The sequence below is a fragment of the Methyloversatilis sp. genome (assembly GCF_965284615.1).
Classification (GTDB): Bacteria; Pseudomonadota; Gammaproteobacteria; order Burkholderiales; family Rhodocyclaceae; genus Methyloversatilis.
The window spans coordinates 3,496,461-3,515,760 of record NZ_OZ260098.1 but is presented as its reverse complement, the minus strand read 5'-3'; the positions used below and the strand labels follow the sequence as shown (position 1 = coordinate 3,515,760).

The 19,300-nt window shown below is 66.7% G+C and carries 17 protein-coding genes and 2 pseudogenes; 11 read left to right on the top strand and 8 right to left on the bottom strand.

Annotation, left to right across the window (positions count from 1 at the left end; translation table 11 throughout):
• Positions 1-31: 31 nt before the first annotated feature.
• The 6 genes and pseudogenes from pntB to ACQ66H_RS16725 all read left to right on the top strand — a co-directional run bounded on the left by pntB (position 32) and on the right by ACQ66H_RS16725 (position 4,013).
• Complete coding sequence (pntB, locus tag ACQ66H_RS16750) at positions 32-1,450, top strand: Re/Si-specific NAD(P)(+) transhydrogenase subunit beta (protein WP_430434956.1); 1,419 nt, start codon at positions 32-34, stop codon at positions 1,448-1,450.
• 279 nt (positions 1,451-1,729) lie between these two features.
• A pseudogene (locus ACQ66H_RS16745) lies at positions 1,730-1,894 on the top strand (NAD(P)(+) transhydrogenase (Re/Si-specific) subunit beta); the annotation flags it as partial.
• A 92-nt stretch (positions 1,895-1,986) separates the two neighbouring features.
• Positions 1,987-2,589, top strand: coding sequence for a hypothetical protein (locus tag ACQ66H_RS16740; RefSeq protein ID WP_430434955.1), 603 nt, complete (start codon positions 1,987-1,989; stop codon positions 2,587-2,589).
• A gap of 91 nt (positions 2,590-2,680) precedes the next feature.
• Complete coding sequence (locus tag ACQ66H_RS16735) at positions 2,681-3,028, top strand: hypothetical protein (RefSeq protein ID WP_430434954.1); 348 nt, start codon at positions 2,681-2,683, stop codon at positions 3,026-3,028.
• A gap of 75 nt (positions 3,029-3,103) precedes the next feature.
• Positions 3,104-3,805 carry a queuosine precursor transporter gene (locus ACQ66H_RS16730; protein ID WP_430434953.1) on the top strand — a complete coding sequence of 234 codons (702 nt, stop codon included), beginning with the start codon at positions 3,104-3,106 and terminating at the stop codon, positions 3,803-3,805.
• Positions 3,771-4,013 carry a heavy-metal-associated domain-containing protein gene (locus ACQ66H_RS16725; protein ID WP_430435656.1) on the top strand — a complete coding sequence of 81 codons (243 nt, stop codon included), beginning with the start codon at positions 3,771-3,773 and terminating at the stop codon, positions 4,011-4,013. Before ACQ66H_RS16730 ends, ACQ66H_RS16725 begins: the two co-directional genes overlap by 35 nt.
• Positions 4,014-4,020: 7 nt before the next feature.
• Here the strand turns inward: ACQ66H_RS16725 and ACQ66H_RS16720 are convergent, their stop codons facing one another.
• Entirely contained in the window at positions 4,021-5,475 is a 1,455-nt protein-coding gene (locus ACQ66H_RS16720) for an NAD-dependent succinate-semialdehyde dehydrogenase (protein WP_430434952.1), read from the bottom strand.
• A gap of 192 nt (positions 5,476-5,667) precedes the next feature.
• Between ACQ66H_RS16720 and ACQ66H_RS16715 the strand changes: the two genes are divergently transcribed.
• The 5 genes from ACQ66H_RS16715 (at position 5,668) to ACQ66H_RS16695 (ending at position 9,768) form a co-directional block, all read left to right on the top strand.
• Positions 5,668-5,820, top strand: coding sequence for a hypothetical protein (locus ACQ66H_RS16715; RefSeq protein ID WP_430434951.1), 153 nt, complete (start codon positions 5,668-5,670; stop codon positions 5,818-5,820).
• Positions 5,821-5,828: 8 nt separating this feature from the next.
• The gene (locus ACQ66H_RS16710) at positions 5,829-7,241 is read left to right on the top strand and encodes a phospholipase D-like domain-containing protein (protein ID WP_430434950.1); all 1,413 of its coding nucleotides are present in this window, start codon (positions 5,829-5,831) and stop codon (positions 7,239-7,241) included.
• A 187-nt stretch (positions 7,242-7,428) separates the two neighbouring features.
• The gene (locus ACQ66H_RS16705) at positions 7,429-7,755 is read left to right on the top strand and encodes a BON domain-containing protein (RefSeq protein ID WP_430434949.1); all 327 of its coding nucleotides are present in this window, start codon (positions 7,429-7,431) and stop codon (positions 7,753-7,755) included.
• Between the two features lie 124 nt (positions 7,756-7,879).
• A complete protein-coding gene (locus ACQ66H_RS16700) occupies positions 7,880-8,425 on the top strand; it encodes a hypothetical protein (RefSeq protein ID WP_430434948.1) in 546 nt (181 codons plus the stop codon).
• Positions 8,426-8,478: 53 nt separating this feature from the next.
• The gene (locus ACQ66H_RS16695) at positions 8,479-9,768 is read left to right on the top strand and encodes an AsmA family protein (RefSeq protein ID WP_430434947.1); all 1,290 of its coding nucleotides are present in this window, start codon (positions 8,479-8,481) and stop codon (positions 9,766-9,768) included.
• 53 nt (positions 9,769-9,821) lie between these two features.
• On the opposite strand, the pseudogene ACQ66H_RS16690 reads toward ACQ66H_RS16695, so the two are convergent.
• From ACQ66H_RS16690 to recJ, 7 genes and pseudogenes are all read right to left on the bottom strand, one after another.
• A pseudogene (locus tag ACQ66H_RS16690) lies at positions 9,822-10,706 on the bottom strand (AEC family transporter); the annotation flags it as partial.
• A gap of 29 nt (positions 10,707-10,735) precedes the next feature.
• Positions 10,736-12,037, bottom strand: coding sequence for an MFS transporter (locus ACQ66H_RS16685; RefSeq protein WP_430434946.1), 1,302 nt, complete (start codon positions 12,035-12,037; stop codon positions 10,736-10,738).
• Positions 12,038-12,113: 76 nt separating this feature from the next.
• Complete coding sequence (locus ACQ66H_RS16680) at positions 12,114-14,060, bottom strand: TRAP transporter large permease (RefSeq protein ID WP_430434945.1); 1,947 nt, start codon at positions 14,058-14,060, stop codon at positions 12,114-12,116.
• A complete protein-coding gene (locus tag ACQ66H_RS16675) occupies positions 14,057-14,659 on the bottom strand; it encodes a TRAP transporter small permease subunit (RefSeq protein ID WP_430434944.1) in 603 nt (200 codons plus the stop codon). Before ACQ66H_RS16675 ends, ACQ66H_RS16680 begins: the two co-directional genes overlap by 4 nt.
• Positions 14,660-14,759: 100 nt before the next feature.
• The gene (locus tag ACQ66H_RS16670) at positions 14,760-15,887 is read right to left on the bottom strand and encodes a TRAP transporter substrate-binding protein (protein ID WP_430434943.1); all 1,128 of its coding nucleotides are present in this window, start codon (positions 15,885-15,887) and stop codon (positions 14,760-14,762) included.
• A 253-nt stretch (positions 15,888-16,140) separates the two neighbouring features.
• Positions 16,141-17,484 (bottom strand): M48 family metalloprotease, encoded by a 1,344-nt coding sequence (locus tag ACQ66H_RS16665; RefSeq protein ID WP_425763052.1) that lies wholly within the window; start codon positions 17,482-17,484, stop codon positions 16,141-16,143.
• 109 nt (positions 17,485-17,593) lie between these two features.
• Positions 17,594-19,285, bottom strand: a complete 1,692-nt coding sequence (gene recJ, locus ACQ66H_RS16660) for a single-stranded-DNA-specific exonuclease RecJ (RefSeq protein WP_430434942.1) — start codon at positions 19,283-19,285, stop codon at positions 17,594-17,596.
• Positions 19,286-19,300 lie beyond the last annotated feature (15 nt).

Genomic DNA, 19,300 nt, shown 5'->3' with positions numbered 1-19,300 from the left:
CCGATCAAGACAAGAAAGAGACGAGACACCCATGTCCCAAAGCCTTGCCACGGTGGCCTACCTCGGAGCCGCCATCCTGTTCATCCTCAGTCTGGGCGGCCTGTCCAACCCGGAATCGTCGCGCCGCGGCAATCTGTACGGCATGGTCGGCATGGCGCTGGCCGTGCTCGCCACGGTCTTCGGGCCGCGCGTTTCACCCGCCGGCATTCCCTGGATCGTCGGCGCGCTGGTGGTGGGCGGCAGCATCGGCCTGTACGCCGCGAAAGCGGTCAAGATGACCCAGATGCCCGAGCTGGTCGCGCTGATGCACAGCCTGGTCGGTCTGGCTGCTTGCCTGGTCGGCTTCGCCAGCTATGTCAACACGTCGCTTCAACTCGAAGGTGCCGAGAAAGCCATCCACGAAGTCGAAATCTACGTGGGCATCCTTATCGGTGCGGTCACCTTCTCAGGTTCGCTGATTGCCTTCGGAAAGCTCAACGGAAAGATCGGCGGCAAGCCCCTGCTGCTGCCGGCGCGCCACTGGCTCAACCTGATCGCGCTGCTTGTGGTGATCTGGTACGGCCGCGAGTTCATCCGTGCCGAGAGCGTCGCCGACGGCATGACCCCGCTGATCATCATGACGGTGCTGGCGCTGCTGTTCGGCATCCACATGGTGATGGCCATCGGGGGCGCCGACATGCCGGTGGTCGTGTCCATGCTCAACAGCTACTCCGGCTGGGCGGCAGCCGCCACCGGATTCATGCTCAGCAACGACCTCCTGATCGTCACCGGTGCGCTGGTCGGCTCATCGGGCGCCATCCTGTCCTACATCATGTGCAACGCGATGAACCGCAACTTCATCAGCGTGATCGCCGGTGGCTTCGGCAGTGGCGCAGGCACGCCGGCCGCCAAGGCCGACGGCGCGGCCGCCGAGCCCCAGGGCGAGGTGACGCCCGTCAGCGCCACCGAGACTGCCGAGATGCTGCGCGAGGCCAAGAATGTGATCATCGTTCCCGGCTATGGCATGGCCGTCGCCCAGGCCCAGCACACGGTGTTCGAGATCACCCGCACCCTGCGCGAGAAGGGCGTGAACGTGCGCTTCGGCATCCACCCCGTGGCCGGCCGCATGCCAGGCCACATGAACGTGCTGCTGGCCGAAGCCAAGGTGCCCTACGACATCGTCTTCGAAATGGACGAACTTAACGAGGACTTCCCGGACACCGACGTGGCCATGGTCATTGGCGCCAACGACATCGTCAACCCGGCCGCGCAGGACGACCCGACCAGCCCGATCGCCGGCATGCCGGTGCTTGAAGTCTGGAAGGCCCGCACCAGCATCGTCATGAAGCGCTCCATGGCCAGCGGCTACGCGGGCGTGGACAACCCGCTGTTCTACAAGGACAACAACCGCATGCTGTTCGGCGACGCCAAGAAGATGCTCGACGAGATCCTGGTGGCGCTCAAGAGTTGATCAGACACGGTGTCGGGCCGGAAGGCCCGGCCCGACGTGCCAAGGCGGGCCCTGTTGCCCGCTTTTTTTGTAGCGCAGCATGACGTCCCGCTGCGGCCTGGGGCATTGCGTCAGTTTCGGGTCAGCGTAAAACACAATCGCCGGCCCCATGGTGGTGGGCACGCAATGTGCGGCTGTCATCAGCCCGGACGGTTGCCTGAACAACACCAATGGAGATGAGCATGCGGAGGTAATCGAGGTCGCAGCTCGAAGGTAATCGGGGGCGTAGCAAAGTTTCCGCTGGAAGAGGCAGGCGTCGAGGTGAAGTTCGCCATCCACCCGGTCGCGCGCCGCATGCCGGGTCACATGAACGTGCTGCGGGCCGAAGCGGGCGTGCCCTGCGAGCAGATCTTCGATCTCGAGGAAATCAACGAGGAGTTCTTGCAGGCCGACGTGGCGCTGGTGGAAATGATCGGCCATATCAAGGCACTGAGCTGATCCGTCATACCCCGGGGAAAACCGCGTGTCCGCGTGAGCGGCGCGCGGTTTTTTCTTTCGTGCTGCCGGAATACTGCTTGTGGGTGCGCGTTCGTCATATGACAATCGACGCCATTCTTTCGTCCCGGTCCTTTTCGATGACCCCACAACAGATCGTCGGTCTCGCGGTCAGACTCTTCGCCATCTGGCTGGGCGTCTGGGTGATCCAGATGTTCGGCATCGCGTATGCCTTGCGCGACAGCAGCAATGCCGACATGAACGAGCTGTACCTGATGTCCGCCGCGCTCTTTTCGGTCATTGCCGTGTTCATGTGGTTGTTCCCAATGGCGCTTGCGCATCGCCTCGTGCCGCGTACCCGGCACGACAATCGGCTCACGCTGAACGGGCAACAGGTGATCGTCGTTGCCTGCGTGACGGTCGGACTGGCGGTAATCGGGCTCAAGGCGCTTGAGCCTGCCCTGACCTATGCAATCAGCGCAGCGCACTTTCTGAGGAGTGGCTATCAGTTGAGCGACCTGACCGCCGATGCACACGTCAGTGGAGCCGCGGCGATGGCACAACTGGCTGTCGGTGTGATCATGGTGATGCGGGCCCGCCGTCTCGCCGAGGTCATCCTGCCTCCGCTCCCTGAAGCGGATACCGACGAGCGCAAGTCGGCCTGAGCTGTCAGGGTCGATGGTTCTGCGCGCGGCTGCAGAGTACTCTAGGGATGCGGCAGAAGCCGATCACACATCCCTTCATCAAGGAGGCGCCATGCAAGACCCGATACTCGAACTCATCGTCAAGTTCGCCGAATCCGAAACCAAGCTTGAAACGGCGGTCACGCTGGTGGTCGATGGCTTCCTGATCTCCGGTTTCGTCATCAGCCGGGCGCAGTACATGCAGCACCACATACTCACCACCTCGATCGAGCAGGGCATCAAGGATGCGCTGGCGGCGGGCACGCCGGCGGACGACGGTGCGCGCGCCTTCATCCATCTGCGGGACGCGATGTACTTCACCCCAGGACAGGATCCGGTGCCCGCCAACGAATCGGTCGTCTGCCGCATCGGTCTGGACCGCGTGTCGGCCTTCCATCTGGGTTTTCTCGAAAGCGTCTGAAGCGGGCGAGGTCCGGGCTGACGGACCGCCTGTGGCAATGCACAATCGCGGTCCACGCTGATCCGGGCCGCGAACATGGCTGCACGTCAATACCGCTACTACGACTGGGTCATGGTCGCCTTCGTGACCGTGCTCGTCTGTTCCAACCTGATCGGCCCGGCCAAGATCGCGCAGATCGACGCGCCACTGCTCGGCACGCTCACCTTCGGCGCCGGCGTGCTGTTCTTTCCGATCAGTTATGTGTTCGGCGACATCCTGACCGAGGTCTATGGCTATGCGCGTTCGCGTCGCGTGATCTGGACCGGCTTCGCCGCGTTGGCCTTCGCCTCGGTGATGGCCGCAGTCGTGGTGGCCTTGCCGCCGGCGCCGTTCTGGCACAACCAGCAGGCTTACGAGATCGCCTTCGGTTCGGCCTGGCGCGTATCCATCGCGTCGCTGATTGCCTTCTGCTGCGGCGAATTCGTCAATTCCTTCGTGCTGGCGAAAATGAAGCTGTGGATGGCGGGGCGCCGGCTGTGGATGCGCACGATAGGGTTGACGCTGTTCGGCGAAGGCGTCAACTCGCTGCTGTTCTACCCGCTTGCGTTCTGGGGTACTGGCATCATTCCGGACGAACAGCTGCCGGCCGTCATGCTGGCCCAGTTCGTCGCCAAGGTCGGGGTCGAAGTCGCGTTCACGCCGCTCACCTATCGCATCGTCGCCTGGCTGAAACGGGCCGAGAACGAGGACTACTATGACCGCGATACCGACTTCAACCCCTTCTCGCTGCGCGCCTGAGGAAAGCTCGCGCACACGCATCCGCATCGTCGGCATGAGTTGCCGGAAATGCGTCGCGGGCCTCGAAGGCGCCCTTGCTGCGCTGCCGGGCGTACACCGCGTGACCGTGCATTTCGAACACGGCGACGCCGAGATCGAGCACGACGCGGCGCTCGCGCGGGAGCGGCTGCTGGAGACGGTCGAGGCGGCCGGTTACGACGCGGTCTGATCCGCGCTCAACGGCCGCCGCCGAAGCACAGGTACTTGATATCGAGATAGTCCTCGATGCCGTAGCGAGAACCTTCGCGACCGAAGCCTGACTGCTTGATACCGCCGAACGGCGCCACCTCGTTCGACAGCCGGCCGGTGTTGATGCCCACCATGCCGCACTCCAGCGCTTCGGCGACGCGCCAGGCGCGGTCGATGTCGCGCGTGAAGAAGTAGCCGGCGAGACCGGATTCGGTGTCGTTGGCCAGCGCGATCGCCTCGTCCTCGCGGTCGAAGCGGAACACCGGCGCCAGCGGCCCGAAGGTTTCCTCGTGCGCCAGCACCATGTCGGGGCGGGCACCGACCAGCACCGACGGTTCGAAGAAGTTGCCGCCGAGCGCGTGACGGCGCCCGCCGCACAGCGCGGTGGCGCCGCGCGCGATGGCGTCGGCCACCTGTTCCTCGACCCGGCTGACCGCTGCTGCACTGATCAGCGGGCCTTGCTGCACGCCGTCCTCCATGCCGTCGCCGACCTTGAGCTGCGCTGTCCGCACGGCCAGCTGTGAGGCGAACGCGTCGTGTATGCCCGACTGCACGATGAAGCGGTTCACGCAGACGCAGGTCTGCCCGCTGTTGCGGTACTTGGCGGCGACGGCGGCGTTGACCGCGAGTTCGAGGTCGGCGTCGTCGAACACGATGAAGGGCGCATTGCCGCCCAGTTCGAGCGACAGTCTCTTGAGCGTCGGCGCGCACTGCGTCATCAACAGACGCCCGACCGCGGTCGATCCGGTGAAGGACAGCTTGCGCACCCAGGGATGCGCGCACAGCTCGCCGCCGATGTCGGCTGGCTCGCCGGTGACTACGTTGAGCACGCCGGGCGGGATGCCGGCGCGCAGGGCCAGATCGGCCAGCGCCAGCGCAGTCAGCGGTGTGGCCTCGGCCGGCTTGAGCACGACGGTACACCCGGCAGCCAGCGCCGGCGCCGCCTTGCGCGTGATCATCGCCAGCGGAAAGTTCCACGGCGTGATCGCTGCGCAGACGCCGACCGCTTGCTTGATCACCAGCAGACGCTGGCCGGGATCCGGCGACGGGATGGTTTCACCGTATGTGCGCTTCGCCTCCTCGGCGAACCACTCGACGAAGGACGCGCCGTAGCGCACTTCGCCGCGCGCCTCAGTCAGCGGCTTGCCACCTTCGGCGGTGATCAGCCGCGCCAGATCGTCGGCGTGCTGGTTGATCAGCGCGAACCACGCGCGCAGCCTTTGAGCGCGCTTGTGTGCGCCGAGCGCGCGCCACGCGGGCAGTGTGCCGTGGGCGGCGTCGATGGCGCGCCGTGTTTCCGCGACACCGCAGCGCGGCACGGTCGCCAGCAGCGCGCCGCTGGCTGGATTGCGTACTTCGATCACGCCTTCGTCGTCGGCGGGCGTCCAGCCGCCAGCGATCAGGCAGTGGGTGTGCAGCAGCGATGGATCGTTCAACAGCATGGCATCGGGTCGGGCGTTGCGCAGGGAAGTAGCTCGATTGTCCCCGCGAACGAGGGTTGTGCACACAGACCGGGATGAATTCCTACACACGGCCCGGTCTCCGCCGACACGACGCGGCGCCCGCGCTCCGTAAAGTGGCTGCACGACGCGGCAACGCGGCCGCCGTCGAATCGCTTCCGGAGGAGATCGCCGATGAACAGCATGACGACCGAAGTCGAACAGCCGAAGCTCCGCCCCCCTGCCGACAACGACGACGTGCAGGCGCTTTGGGGCTGCGAATGCGCGCTGCCCTTCCTCATCCCGTCCTTGCAGCTGCCTGCAGCCGCCTGCCCGCTGCAGCGCTGACCACGCTCATGTGCGCGTCGAGACGTCGCGGCCGGCCGCTGCTCGCGGTGTTGGCGATCTGTGCGGCCGGGTGCGCGGCGTCGCTGCCGGCTGCGCGCACGCTGGAGACCAAGGCAGAAGGCCCGGCTCCGGCGGCGCACCAGGTGGTTGCGAAGATGGACGTGACCGGGCCGCGCGGACGGCTCGACCACGATCAGCGTGCGCGACTGGTCGAGCGCATCGGGCGTGAGGGTGCCGGTTCGCCGCTGAAGCGGCAGCTCGCCGCGATGGCGGAGTTCGGTGACGTTGACCTGTACGCAGGCAACGCCGCCCGTCTGCTGATCGACGGTCCGGCCACCTTCGATGCGATGTTCAGCGCGATCGCGCGCGCGCGCACTTCCATCCTGCTCGAAAGCTACATCATCGACGACGCGAAGATCGCGCAGGATCTCGCCGCGCTGCTGGTGCGCAAGCGTGCCGAGGGCGTGTCGGTCGCGCTGATCCATGACGCGGTCGGCTCCATCGGCACGAGTGGCGACTATTTCGAAGTGCTGCGCGCGGCGGGCGTCGCCGTCTGCGAATTCAATCCGCTGTCGCCGCTGCGCAAGCGCCGCTATCAGGACATCACTCATCGCGATCACCGCAAGATTCTGGTGGTTGATCGGGACATCGCCTTTACCGGCGGCATCAACATCAGCGCCGTCTATTCCTCCGGTTCGTTCGGCAAGAAGTCGCGCGCACCGGAGCAGAACGGCTGGCGCGATACGCAGATCGAACTGCGCGGCCCGGCCGCCGCAGCGCTCGACGATCTGGTGCGCGACACCTGGCGCAGCCAGCACTGCGAGCCGGCGCTGCCTCCGCCCATAGCGCCGGTGGCTGCAAAGGCCGCAGGCCCGCACGCCGTGCGCATCGTGCCGTCCTCGCCGGACGACGGACAGAACCGCATCTACACCATGCTGCTGACCGCGATCGACGCCGCAAGTCGCAGCGTGCACCTGACCATGGCCTACTTCTCACCCGGTCAGGACATGATCGATGCGCTGGCCGACGCCGCACGACGCGGCGTTGACGTGCAACTGGTGCTGCCCTCGGTCAGCGACTTCTCGCCGGTGCTGCATGCCGGCCGCAGCTACTACCAGGAACTGCTCGACGCCGGCGTGCGCATCCACGAACTGCAGGACGCGGTGCTGCACTCGAAGACGGCGGTGATCGATGGCGTGCTGTCAACCGTGGGTTCCAGCAATATGGACTGGCGCAGCTTTGTCGCCAACAACGAGGTCAATGCGGTGGTGTTCGGCGAGGACTTCGGCGACGCGATGACGCGCATGTTCGAGCGCGACGTCGCCGCGTCGCAGACCATCGACGCGCAGACCTGGCGCAGACGACCGCTGTGGCCGCGTTTGCAGGAGCGCGCAGCGCGACTGTTCGAGCGCTGGTGGTAGGCCGGCGCTGTCCTACACGGCGGACGGCGCTTGTCCGACGGGCAGGCCGAGGCGTCCCCCCTAGACTGCAGTCATCGACTTGACGGATGCATGAATTCCGCCCGGTTCCGGGCGCCGTCGAGATCGATTCCGTTCATTGCGCAGCGGTCGCGACCGGCGGCCAGCGTTCATTACAAGGGAGTTCATCATGCGTTCCAATCTCATGCTCGCTACCGCCTTCTCCGCCCTGGCTGCCCTGACCGTGCTGCCGGGCTGCGCCGTCACGCGAGACCAGTCCTCGGTCGGCGAGTACATCGACGACGCGACCGTCACCGCATCGGTGAAGGCCAAGTTCGTTGAGTCCAAGGCGGTCAACGCGTCGGCCATCAGCGTTGAAACGCTGAATGGCGAGGTGATGTTGTCCGGCTTCGCCAAGGACGCCACCGAGAAGGCGGAGGCCGAGCGCATCGCGCGCGGCGTCAAGGGTGCCAAATCGGTGAAGAACGCGATCCAGATTCGCGCCAAGCAGGGCTGATGCTTGAGCGGGAACGCGGCGAGCCGGAGAGGCAGATGAGTGCGCGTTCCATCGTGGCAGGCTTGGCCTGCCGCCTCATTCTCGCCGCCTGCTGTCTGCTGGCCACGCTGTTCGCATGGAGCGAATGGCGTGGCTGGTTTTTCTGGCGGAGCCTGCCGAGCGCTGGCTGACGGCTGCTGTCGCGCACCCGGTGGACCTCGGCGGGCGCGACACCTTCTCGCTCCGACTTCTCGGTGGCATCGACCTTCGCGTTGGCCGTCTGCGCATCGGTGGTCCGGAGTGGGCGCCGGATCAGGCGCTGATCGACGCCCATGCAGCCCGCCTGAAGTTGCGTTATGCGGACGTGTTCCACATGTTGCGCGGTGCGCCGCTGCGCATCGAAAGCCTGGTTGCCGAACGGCTGGACCTCCACCTCGCACGCGGCGAGGACGGTCGCGCCAACTGGAAGTTCGAGCGCACGGGTAATGAACCGGGCCGACCGCTGCTGGATTGGGTGCAGCCGGCACGTGTCGAGGTGGTGCAGGGGCGGCTCGTGGTCAACGACGCGCCGCTCGCGCTGGCACTGACGGCGAACTTCTCGATGCGCGACGGCAGCGAGCGGACCGGAGATGCGCGGGACGACCGTGGCATCCGGGCGAGCGTGACGGCCGCTATCGCCAGTCGCCGCTGACGGCGACCCTGAGCACCGGCTCCACACTGCCCTGGTTGTCCGGCGAAGACGACGTGCCTGCAGTGCCGATGACGCTGGCGCTGAAGCTTGGCCGTGCCGCACTGTCATTCGACGGTCGGGTGCAGGATCTGCTGACGCAGCGCGGACTGGACGGGCGCTACACGGTGAGCGGCCCCTCGCTCGCGGTGCTGGGCGACGCCCTCGCGATGACCTTGCCATCGACCCCCGCGTTCTCGCTGCAGGGCAGACTGCAGCGCAAGCCCGATGCCTGGCAGACGGCGATCGACACCGCGAAAATCGGCCGCAGCCGGCTGGCCGGCCAGTTCCGCTATGAGACCGGGCGCGACCGGGTGCCCTGGTTGGGCGGCACACTGAATGGCAGCGTACTCTGGCTGGCCGATCTCGGTCCGGCGGTGGGCGTACCGGCGGGCGAGCAATCCTCCGCGCGGCGCAATGGACGCGTATTGCCGGACCGCCGCTTCGATCTGCCGTCCTTGCGTGCCATGAATGCCGACGTACGCATCGACATCGAGCGCTTCGAATCGGGCAGCGACGCGCTGCAGGCGATCGCACCGTTGCGCGGCAGCCTGCGCCTTGCCGACGGCGTGCTCGACATCCGCGACATCGAAGCTCGGCTGGCGCAGGGCTGGCTCACCGGTCGCATCGGTCTCGACGGTCGTGGCGACATTGCGCAGTGGGACGTGCAGCTGCGTGGCGGCGGGCTGCGGCTGGAGGAGTGGATACGTCAGCCGCGCGCCGCAGACGCGCCGCCCTACGTCGCCGGGCGCGTCGGTGGTCGCATCGAACTGCGCGGTCAGGGACGGTCAACAGCCGAGTTGCTGGCGTCGTCCGACGGTCATGCGGCGCTGGTGTGGACGCAGGGACGCGTGTCGCACCTGGCGGTCGAAGCGGCCGGCATCGACGTCGCCCAGGCGCTGGGTGTCATGCTGAGCGGCGACGCCGCGCTGCCCGTGACCTGCGGTGTCGCCGATCTGCAGGTGCGCAAGGGCCGCGTGACGGTAGCGAGCGCGCGCGTCAACACGGCCGATTCGACGCTCAGCGCAGACGGCTCGCTGTCGCTGGTCAACGAAAGACTGGACCTGGTGGCGCGTGCTGCACCGAAGGACATATCGCCGCTCAGCCTGCGCACGCCAGTGCGGATCACCGGCCATTTCGCCCAGCCTGAGGTGTCGCTCGAAAAAGGTCCTCTGTTGGCCCGTCTGCTGCCGGCGGCGGCGCTGGCACTGGTGAACCCGCTGGCCGCGCTGCTGCCGCTGATCGATCCGCGCGATGACGGCGCAAAGTCCGCCCTGGCCCGCTGCAGCACGCCGTCCCGACGGTAAGGCGCCGGCGGCGAGCGTGAACCGAACAGGCCCAGCCCCATCAGCAGCGGCAGCGACAGCCAGAACAGCAGCGTGCTCCAGCCGATCAGCAGCGCCGAGGCGGCGGCGTCGATCTTGAAGCGCTCGGCCAGCAGCAGCGAGGTCATGAAGGTGGGCGTGGCGCACTCGACCAGCGATGCGCGCTGCGCCTCGTTCGGCGTATCGGACACCAGCAGCACCAGCCCCCAGATCAGCAGCGGCGCGACCAGCAGCTTGACGCCGGAGGCGACCAGGATTTCGGTGCGCGGCACCAGCCGGCGCCACGGAATGGTCATGCCCAGCACGAAGATGATGACCGGAATCGCCGCCTGGCCGATGAAGCGCGCCGCCTGCACCAGCGGCGGGTAGGCCAGCCCGGTGTACTGGGCGCCGAGGCCGAGCACGAAGGCCCAGATCGGCGGCATCATCAGCACGGTACGCAACACGTCCGGCCGCTCGCCTTCGGCGTGCGAACCAAGACGGGTGGCGATCCACACGCCCAGCGTCCACACGAAGGGCATGGTCATGAACATGTCGTTGAAGATGGCGTAGCGCATCGCGCCATTGCCGAAGAAGAACTCGAGCACCGGCGCACCGACGTTGAAGGTGTTGCCGAACATGCCACCGAGCATGATGGCGGCGCGCGTCGTGTCGTGCAGCTTCGCACCCAGGCGCGTCCTCCACAGCAGCACGTAGAGCAGGGCGCCATTGGCCAGCGTGCCGACGCCGACCAGGAAGGGCACGGTCAGCAGGTCGAGGCTGATCGGTGTGCTGGCCGCCACCGCGAACAGGATGGCCGGGTAGAAGACGTAGAGCACCAGCCGGTTCAGCTGCGCACGCAGCACGTCGGCATCGCGTCCTTCGCCCATGCGCGCCGCCCACCATCCGCCGGCCGCCACCAGCAGCGAAAGCGGCAGCATCACCTGCACCATCAGGCCGACCAGCGCGTTCATGCGTGCGACTCCGTCAGGTTGCGGCCACCGGTTTCGCGGATGAAGCAGGCCGCAACGAAGCCACCCAGCGCGGCGACGGCGAGCACGCGTATGCCCATGGTCACCGCTTCGTGCGTCGCTTCGGCGATCGACGGCGAATACAGCTCGATCACCCAGCCGACCAGCGGCTGCAGCAAGGCGGCGCCGAGAAAGCAGCCGACGTTGACCAGGCTGGTGGCCATGCCGGACAGCGCCGGCGGGTTCACTTCCTTGGCGCAGGCCCAGGTCAGCGAGAACGCGGCAGCGGACACGCCGATCAGCGCGCACGTGGCATAGGTCGCCAGCAGCGGTAGCGGGCCATCGGCGAGGACGAAGGGCAGCCAGCCGGTGACGTAGAGCGCGGCATAGCTCAGCATGACCGGCTTGCGCCGGCGCAGGTGGTCGGACAGGCGGCCGATGAACAGGCAGCTGCAGGCGAAGATGACCAGCAGCAGCGTGGTGTGTTGCGCGGCGACCGCGCGTTCCATGCCGTGCGCCGCCATCAGATAGGGCACGCCCCACAGGCCGGCGAAGGAAAAGAGGCTGCCGGCGATGCCGGCGTTGACGAACAGCCCCGGCCAGCTGGCGCGGTTGCCGGCCACCTGCCGCAGCCCGGCCCGCCAGTCGCCGACCGGCAGCGGCGCGTGTGCCGGCTTGCCGTCCAGTTCGCGCATGGTGGGCAGGCCGGCGTCCTCTGGCCGGTCGCGCACACGCAGCCAGGTGACCAGCGCCAGCAGCATGGACAGCAGGCCGAGTGCGACGAATACCGTGCGCCAGGACACCATCGTCACCACCCACGCCAGCGGCAGCGCCGCGCTGGCGGCACCCAGATTGCCGATGAACATGGTGACGCCGTTCAGCGTGGCGAAACGGCGTTCCGGGAACCACGCTGCGTTGATCTTGAGCAGCGCGATGAAGGGGAAGGACACGCCGAGGCCGACCAGCGTGCGGCCGATCACCGCGACCCCCAGCGTGTCGGCCAGGGCGAAGGTGATCGAGCCGATACCGGCGATCACGCCGCCGAGCGCGACGATGCGCCGCGGGCCCAGCGTGTCGGCCAGCACCCCGGTCGGGATCTGCATCACCATGTAGATCCAGAAATAGCTGGAGGCCAGCGCGCCGAGTGAGGCCGGGCCGACGTTGAAGTCGCGTGCCAGTTCGCCGGCGATCGCGGCGGGTGCGGTGCGGTGGAAGAACACCAGCACGTAGGCGCCAGCGAGCAGGAAGAAAGCGGTCCAGCGGAGCCGGATCAGCAGGCGGGTCTGTTCGGAAGAGAGCATCGGGGCGATTCTACGGCAGTGCAAAAAAAGACCACGGCGCCGAAGCGCCGTGGTCCGTCCATCTGTACCGCTGTACTCAGTTATACAGATAGTTGGGCAGCCACATGCCGATGCCCGGGAAGAGATAGAGCAGGATCAGCGCGATCACCTGTATGCCCATGAAGGGCATCATGCCGGCGAAGATCTGGTTCAGCGTCACATGCGGCGGCGCCACCCCCTTAAGGTAGAAGGCCGACATCGCGACTGGCGGCGACAGGAAGGCTGTCTGCAGGTTCATCGCCACCAGCAGGCCGAAGAACAGCGGGTCGATGTTGAAGTGCGCCAGCAGCGGGATGAAGATCGGCATGAAGATGACGATGATTTCCGTCCATTCCAGCGGCCAGCCCAGGATGAAGATGATGAACTGCGCCAGGATCATGAACTGGATAGGCGTCAGGTCCATCGACAGTACGAACTTCTCCACCAGTTCCTGACCGCCCAGCAGAGCGAACGCCGCCGAGAAGATGGCGCTGCCGACAAACAGCCAGCACACCATGGCCGAGGTCTTGGCGGTCAGAAAAACCGACTCCTTGATCACCCCCATGTTCAGCTGGCCGTAGGCCGCCGCCAGCAGGGCGCCGCCGGAGGCGCCGATCGCCGCCGCCTCGGTCGGCGTGGCAAGACCGAACACGATGGTGCCGAGCACCGCCAGGATCAGGATGGCCAGCGGGAAGAAGGACGACAGCAGCATCTTGAAGATTTCGAGCCGCTCGAAGCTGAGCATCGCGTAGTAGCCGAGCAGCAGCACGGCGCAGACGATGACGGCGATCCAGAAGCTCAGCGGCGCGGCCAGCGCTTCCGCTGGCGCGGCGGCGGGCTCGGCGGCCGGCGGCGCAGCGGCATCCTTGGCGACCGGCTCGGCGGCCGGCGGCTCGGCCAGGTCGCCGCCCTCCTTCGGCGGCTCCTGCAGACCATCTTCGGCCGGCGGTTCCTGCAGGCCCCCTTCGTCAGCCGGCGGCTCCGCCAGGTCGCTGGTTGAGTAGCCGCTGTCGAAGGACTGCATGCTGTCCGGCAGCGCTTCGGCCACCGCCTTCGGCGCGGTCAGCGAGCCGTGGATGGCGGTCAGGGCGATCGCGGCGACGATCAGCGGCAGCAGGGCAATGCCGAGCTGACTCACCAGCGAGCCAGTAGAGGCTTCGGCGTTGCGCGGGCCCTTCAGTGCGGCGAGCAGCGCCGGTACCGCACGGCGGCCGTACTGGCTTGCCACGCTGGCCGCTGTCGGCGGCAGCTTCACCTGACGCTCGGAATCCGGCAGCGGAGGTGCCATGTCCGGACGCAGCTTGGCGACGATGACCACGTACAGCATGTAGAGGCCGGCCAGCATCAGGCCCGGGAAGAAGGCGCCTGCGTACAGCTTGACCACCGAAACGCCGGCCGTGGCGCCATAGACGATCAGCATGACCGACGGCGGGATCAGGATGCCCAGGCAGCCGCCGGCCGTGATGACGCCGGCGGACAGCCGGATGTCGTAGCCGGAACGCAGCATGGCAGGCAGCGCAAGCAGGCCCATCAGCGTCACAACCGCGCCGACGATGCCGGTGGCCGTGGCGAAGATGGCGCAGGTGACCAGCGTCGCCACCGCCAGTGACCCCGGGATGCGGGCCATCGCCAGATGCAGGCTCTTGAACAGCTTCTCGATCAGGTTGGCGCGCTCGACCAGATAGCCCATGAACACGAACAGCGGGATCGAGATCAGCACGTCATTGGTCATGACCGAGAAGGCGCGCTGCACCATCAGGTCCAGCGTCTGCTGGGTAGCGATGGCCGGGTTCTGCATCCGGTAGGCCAGCCACGCGAACAGCACGCCCATGCCCATCAGCGTAAAGGCGGTCGGGAAGCCCAGCATGATGGCCACGACCACCAGCGCCAGCATCAGCAGGCCGAGGTGGCCGCCGGTCCATTCCGACGGCGCCGGCATCAGGACGGCGGTGGCGACGATGATGATCGCCATCAGGCCGAAGCCGAATCGCAGTTCCTTTTTCATTTCGTACTCCCTGCGTTTTCGTTCTCGGGCAAGTCGGCGTGCACCATGTGGCGCAGCTTCTCGACGTCCACCTCTTCCACGTCCTGCGTGCGCGACGGCCATTCGCCCTGCTGGATGCAGACGATGCAGCGCAGGATTTCAACCACGCCCTGCAGCATCAGTGCGGCGCCGGCCAGCGGAATGATGGCCTTGAACGGATAGATGGGCGGACCGTCGGAGGTGACGGACGAATGCTCGTTGATCGCCATCGACTCGGTGAAGAAGTCCCAGCCGGCCCAGCACAATGCGAGCACGCCGGGGATGAAGAACACGAAGTAGAGGATGAGGTCCAGCGTGGCCTGCGTGCGCGGCTCGAAGAAGCCGTACAGCACATCGCCGCGGACGTGGCCGCTGGTGGCCAGCGTGTAGGCGCCGGCCATCATGAACAGCGCGCCGTAGAGCATGTAGGTGGCGTCGAATACCCAGGCGTGGGGCGTGTTCAGCGCGTAGCGCGAGAACACCTCCCAGGTGATGAGCAGTGTCAGTGCGACGATGGTCCACGCGAAGGCATGGCCGACCCAGGTATTGAACCGGTCAACGCGAAGCAGCAGTTTTTGCATGGCATATGCCGGGCGCCTGTGGGCGCCCGTCCCGGAAAATGGCGTCAAAAAAACCGGCGCCCCTTTTGGAGACGCCGGCTTGTCTTCTGCGCTACGACCCTCAGCCCTTCTTGCCGAAGAAGTGGTCGTAGGCCATGCGGTAGTTCACCGTGGTGTCGTTCTGCCACTTCGCGGTCCGCTTGGCGAATGCGCGCTGCGACTCGAGCACCTTCTTGAACATCGGGTTCTCTTCCGCCTTCTTGCCCGCAACCTTGTCCCAGGCCGCCAATTGAGCCTTCAGGATGGCATCCGGCGTCTTGTAGAACTTGACGCCCTGCTTTTCCTGCATTTCCTGGTAGGCGGTGGAGTAGCGGTCGATCGCCTTCCACGACATTTCGGCCGATGCGGCGGGTACGGCGTTGCTGATGATGGCGCGCAGGTCGGCCGGCAGCGCTTCGAGCCGCTTCTTGTTGAACAGGATTTCGAACTGTTCCGAGGCCTGGTGGAAGCTCTGCAGCATGCATACCTTGGACACGTCGGGGAAGCCGAGCACCTGGTCGGAGGCGGCGTTGTTGAACTCGGCGGCGTCGAGCAGACCGCGGTCCATCGCCGGCACGATTTCACCGCCGGGCAGCGCATTGACCGACACACCCATGTCGGTGAATACGTCGATCGACAGGCCGACGGTACGGAACTTCAGGCCCTTCATGTCCTCGGCCTTGGTGACCGGCTTCTTGAACCAGCCGAGCGGCTGGGTCGGCATCGGGCCATACATGTAGGACACGACGTCCATGTTCAGGCTCTTGTAGATCTCGTCCAGCAGCGCCTTGCCGCCGCCGAATTCGTGCCACGCCAGCAGCATGTTGGCGTCCATGCCGAAGGCCGGGCCGGAGCCCCACAGCGCCAGCGCGGAATTCTTGCCGTACCAGTAGGCGATCACGCCATGGCCGCCGTCCAGCGTGCCCTTGTTGACCGCGTCCAGCAGGTCGAAGGCCTTCACCACCGAACCGGCGGGCAGCACGTCGATCTTGAGGCGACCGCCGGACATGTCATTGACCAGCTTGGCGTAGTCCTGGGCGAATTCGTGGAAGATGTCCTTCGCCGGCCAGGTCGACTGGAAACGCAGGGTGACCGGGGACTGGGCGACGGAAATGCTGGGGAAGGCGATGGCGGCGGTACCGGCGGCAGTGCCTGCAGCCTTGGCCAGGAAGTTGCGGCGGGCCGACTGCGTCTTGTTCTGTTCAGACATGGTTGATGCTCCTCCTCGTGGTGGTGGGTGCTTCGTACTGTCCGTTGCAGGGGGTTGCCGGCAACAGACAAAAAACGACGCCGCGCGATGCTAACCCTGCCGGGAATCCGTCACAAGGCGCACTGCAGCGTGACGACGGAATGCCATTTTTCCGGCGCTTCACGCCCTGCGGCGCGGCTGGCTGCGACCGGCCGGCCGCGCATCCGGTGTCCGACACAAATGTATGCAGATCCCGGTCGGCGCATGCGTCGGGCTACTTGACGACACCCCAGGCCTGCAGTCGCTGGTAGGCGAACTGGGCCTGCGCGTCCTTGCTGCCGCTGCGGATGTAGGCGGCGTAGTGCTGGCTGGCGGCGCGCTTGTCCTGCATCGTTTCGTAGGCGACCCCCTTCAGGAACAGCGTGGTCGGATTGCCCGGCAGCACGCGGTCGTAGGCGTTGAAGGCGGCCAGCGCCTCCGGCGCCCGGCCCAGCGCCAGCTTCGACACGCCGCGCTGATACATGGCCTGGCCCTCGCCGGGATACACCTCGGCGGCGCGCGCGAAGTGGCGGTCTGCGTCGGCGTACTGCTTCTGCGCCAGCAGGCACTTGCCCATCAGCACATTGCCGCAGTAGTCGTCCGGCGCGACCTTGAGCGACTGCGCGAAGCGCGTTTCGGCGTCGTCCAGCGACTTCTTCGCCATCAGCGACTCGCCTTCCTGCTGCGACTTGATTGCCGGGGCGAGCTTGCGCAGGCCTGCCGTGTGGTCCATGTAGCGCTCGCGCGACAGCTTCTTGTTGCGCAGGCTGCCGTAGGTGTCCAGCGCTTCCCGCTCGGCGGTGGCGTAGCGCTCGTCCGACATCGGGTGCGACGAGAACATGGTCTGCAGCAGGCTGGGCTTTTCCTTGTGCTGGCTGCGCAGCATGTCCATCAGATTCACCATGCCGTCCGGGTTGTAGCCGGCGCGGGTCATGTATTCCAGCCCCAGCGCGTCGGCCTGCCGTTCGTCGGCGCGCGAGTAGCCGGCCAGCAGCGCGCTGGCGCCGACCTGGGTGGCGATGTTGGCGAGCGGCGCCGCACCGCGGTAGTCGGACATTGCGACCGCGACATTGACCGCCGTCGCGCCGACCTGCGCCACCATCGTGCGCCCGGCCTGCTTGGCGCTGTGGCGCGCGTTCACGTGTCCGGTCTCATGGCCGAGCAGGGCCGCCAGCTCGTCCTCGCTGTCCATGTCCAGCATGATGCCGCGCGTGCACGCCATGCTGCCGCCCGGGAAGGTGTAGGCGTTGATGTAGTTGGCGTTGACGACGCGCGCGCTGTAAGGGACATCGGGTCGATGCGTGTTCTTCGCCAGCGACAGTTCGATGTCGTTCACGTAGCGGTTCAGCTCGGCGTCCTGAACTGCGCCGTAGTCGGACGAGAACTGCTGCGGCGAGTGCTTGCGGTCGATGCCGATCTCGTCCTGCTCCGACAGGCCGACCAGCACCTGCTGGCCGGTGATCGGGTCGGTGGCACAGCCGGAAAGTTGCGGCAGCGTCACGGCGGCGCCGGCGATGCCGGACAGCCACAGAAAGTCGCGGCGGCTCATTTCGCGGCGGAAGAAGCGGTCGTGAGACATGGTCGTCGTCCTTCGTTGAGATCGTCAGCGATAACGCCCGGGACGGCGTCGCCGCTGACAGGCCCGGGTCTGGCAGGCGCGCGTACCGCGCTCCTGTAATGCATCCGGATCAGGCCGGCTCGGCGTGTTCCACCATCAGCTGCACCCGGCGCACGCCCTGGTACTCGTTGATGTCCAGCCGGTACGCGGCGGTCACCCGTTCGGGCAGCGGCTCGGCGCGGTTGAACCATATTGCATCGAACACGTTACCGTCCTTCGCCAGCGACAGTTTCAGGTGCTTGTCCTTCAGCAGGCGCTGGTTGCGCACCTCGAAACAGTCGGCGAACACCGGCGGCGGAAAGCCCTGGCCCCAGGTTTCGGCTTCCATCAGTGTCGCCGCGTGCAGATTCATCAGCGACGCTTCGAGCGCGCCGTCGGTCTCTATGGTGCGGGTCAGCGCCGAAGGTTCCACCATGTCGGCGACTGCCTGTTCGAAGGCGTCACGGAAGCGCTCGAAATCGTGCTCGTGCACGGTCAGGCCGGCCGCCATCGCGTGGCCGCCGAAGCGGAGGAGCAGGCCGGGTTCGCGCTTGGACACCAGATCGAGCGCGTCGCGCAGGTGCAGGCCGGGTATCGAGCGGCCGGAACCCTTGATTTCGCCCTCGTTGCCGCGCGCGAAGGCGATGGTCGGCCGGTGTGCACGTTCCTTGACACGCGAGGCGACGATGCCGATCACGCCCTGGTGCCAGTCCGGGTGGAACAGCGCCAGCGATTTCGATTCGCCGATGTCGATGCCGGCCAGCTGCGCTTCCGCCTCTTCCTGCATGCCCTGTTCGATCTCGCGCCGCTCGCGGTTCATCGCGTCCAGCTGCTGCGCCAGCGACAGCGCGCGCGCGAAGTCGTCGGTGATCAGGCATTCGATGCCGAGCGACATGTCGGACAGCCGGCCGGCCGCATTCAGACGCGGGCCGATGGCGAAGCCGAGATCGAAGGAGGTGGCGCGCTCCGGCTCGCGGCCGGCGGCGGCGAACAGTGCGCGCAGGCCCGGCGTGAGCTTGCCGCCGCGGATGCGCTGCATGCCCTGGGTCACCAGCACGCGGTTGTTGTGATCCAGCTTCACCACGTCGGCCACCGTGCCGAGCGCGACCAGATCGAGCAGATTGCCGAGGTTGGGTTCCTCGCGGCCGGCGAAGGCGCCGCGCCGGCGCAGTTCGGCGCGCAGCGCCAGCATGACGTAGAACATGACGCCGCAGCCGGCGATGGCTTTGCTCGGGAAGGCGCAGCCCGGCTGGTTCGGATTGACGATCACGTCGGCCAGCGGCAGTTCGTCGCCCGGCAGGTGATGGTCGGTCACCAGCACCGATACGCCCAGCTCGTTGGCGCGCGCCACGCCCTCGACGCTGGCGATGCCGTTGTCCACCGTGATGATGATGTCCGGCTCGGCGTGCGCCGCGAGATCGACGATTTCCGGCGTCAGCCCGTAGCCGTACTCGAAGCGGTTCGGAACGAGGTAGTTCACGTTGGCCCCCATCGCACGCAGCGCGCGGATGCCGAGGGCGCAGGCGGTGGCGCCGTCGCAGTCGTAGTCGGCGACGATGAGCAGGCGCGCGTCGGCCTCGATCGCGTCGGCCAGCATCTGCGCCGCTTCAGCGGTGCCGGTCAGCGCGTCCGGCGGCAGCAGCGCCTTCAGCGAATAGTCGATCTGGCTGCGGTCCTGCACGCCGCGCGCGGCATACAGCCGGGCCAGCAGCGGATGGATGCCCTGCTGTTCGAGCAGGGCGGAACTGCGCGCCGGGATGGGGCGGTTGAGGATGAGGGTCACTGTTTTTTTAGGGGC

Bases quoted from the DNA above. Each gene is read 5' to 3' on its own strand.
- ACQ66H_RS16700 (WP_430434948.1), top strand. From the start codon at position 7,880: ATGGCGTGGCTGGTTTTTCTGGCGGAGCCTGCCGAGCGCTGGCTGACG.
- ACQ66H_RS16715 (WP_430434951.1), top strand. From the start codon at position 5,668: ATGAACAGCATGACGACCGAAGTCGAACAGCCGAAGCTCCGCCCCCCT.
- ACQ66H_RS16670 (WP_430434943.1), bottom strand. From the start codon at position 15,887: ATGTCTGAACAGAACAAGACGCAGTCGGCCCGCCGCAACTTCCTGGCC.
- ACQ66H_RS16720 (WP_430434952.1), bottom strand. From the start codon at position 5,475: ATGCTGTTGAACGATCCATCGCTGCTGCACACCCACTGCCTGATCGCT.
- ACQ66H_RS16730 (WP_430434953.1), top strand. From the start codon at position 3,104: ATGGCTGCACGTCAATACCGCTACTACGACTGGGTCATGGTCGCCTTC.
- ACQ66H_RS16680 (WP_430434945.1), bottom strand. From the start codon at position 14,060: ATGAAAAAGGAACTGCGATTCGGCTTCGGCCTGATGGCGATCATCATC.
- ACQ66H_RS16675 (WP_430434944.1), bottom strand. From the start codon at position 14,659: ATGCAAAAACTGCTGCTTCGCGTTGACCGGTTCAATACCTGGGTCGGC.
- ACQ66H_RS16710 (WP_430434950.1), top strand. From the start codon at position 5,829: ATGTGCGCGTCGAGACGTCGCGGCCGGCCGCTGCTCGCGGTGTTGGCG.
- ACQ66H_RS16735 (WP_430434954.1), top strand. From the start codon at position 2,681: ATGCAAGACCCGATACTCGAACTCATCGTCAAGTTCGCCGAATCCGAA.
- ACQ66H_RS16705 (WP_430434949.1), top strand. From the start codon at position 7,429: ATGCGTTCCAATCTCATGCTCGCTACCGCCTTCTCCGCCCTGGCTGCC.
- ACQ66H_RS16665 (WP_425763052.1), bottom strand. From the start codon at position 17,484: ATGTCTCACGACCGCTTCTTCCGCCGCGAAATGAGCCGCCGCGACTTT.
- pntB (WP_430434956.1), top strand. From the start codon at position 32: ATGTCCCAAAGCCTTGCCACGGTGGCCTACCTCGGAGCCGCCATCCTG.
- ACQ66H_RS16685 (WP_430434946.1), bottom strand. From the start codon at position 12,037: ATGCTCTCTTCCGAACAGACCCGCCTGCTGATCCGGCTCCGCTGGACC.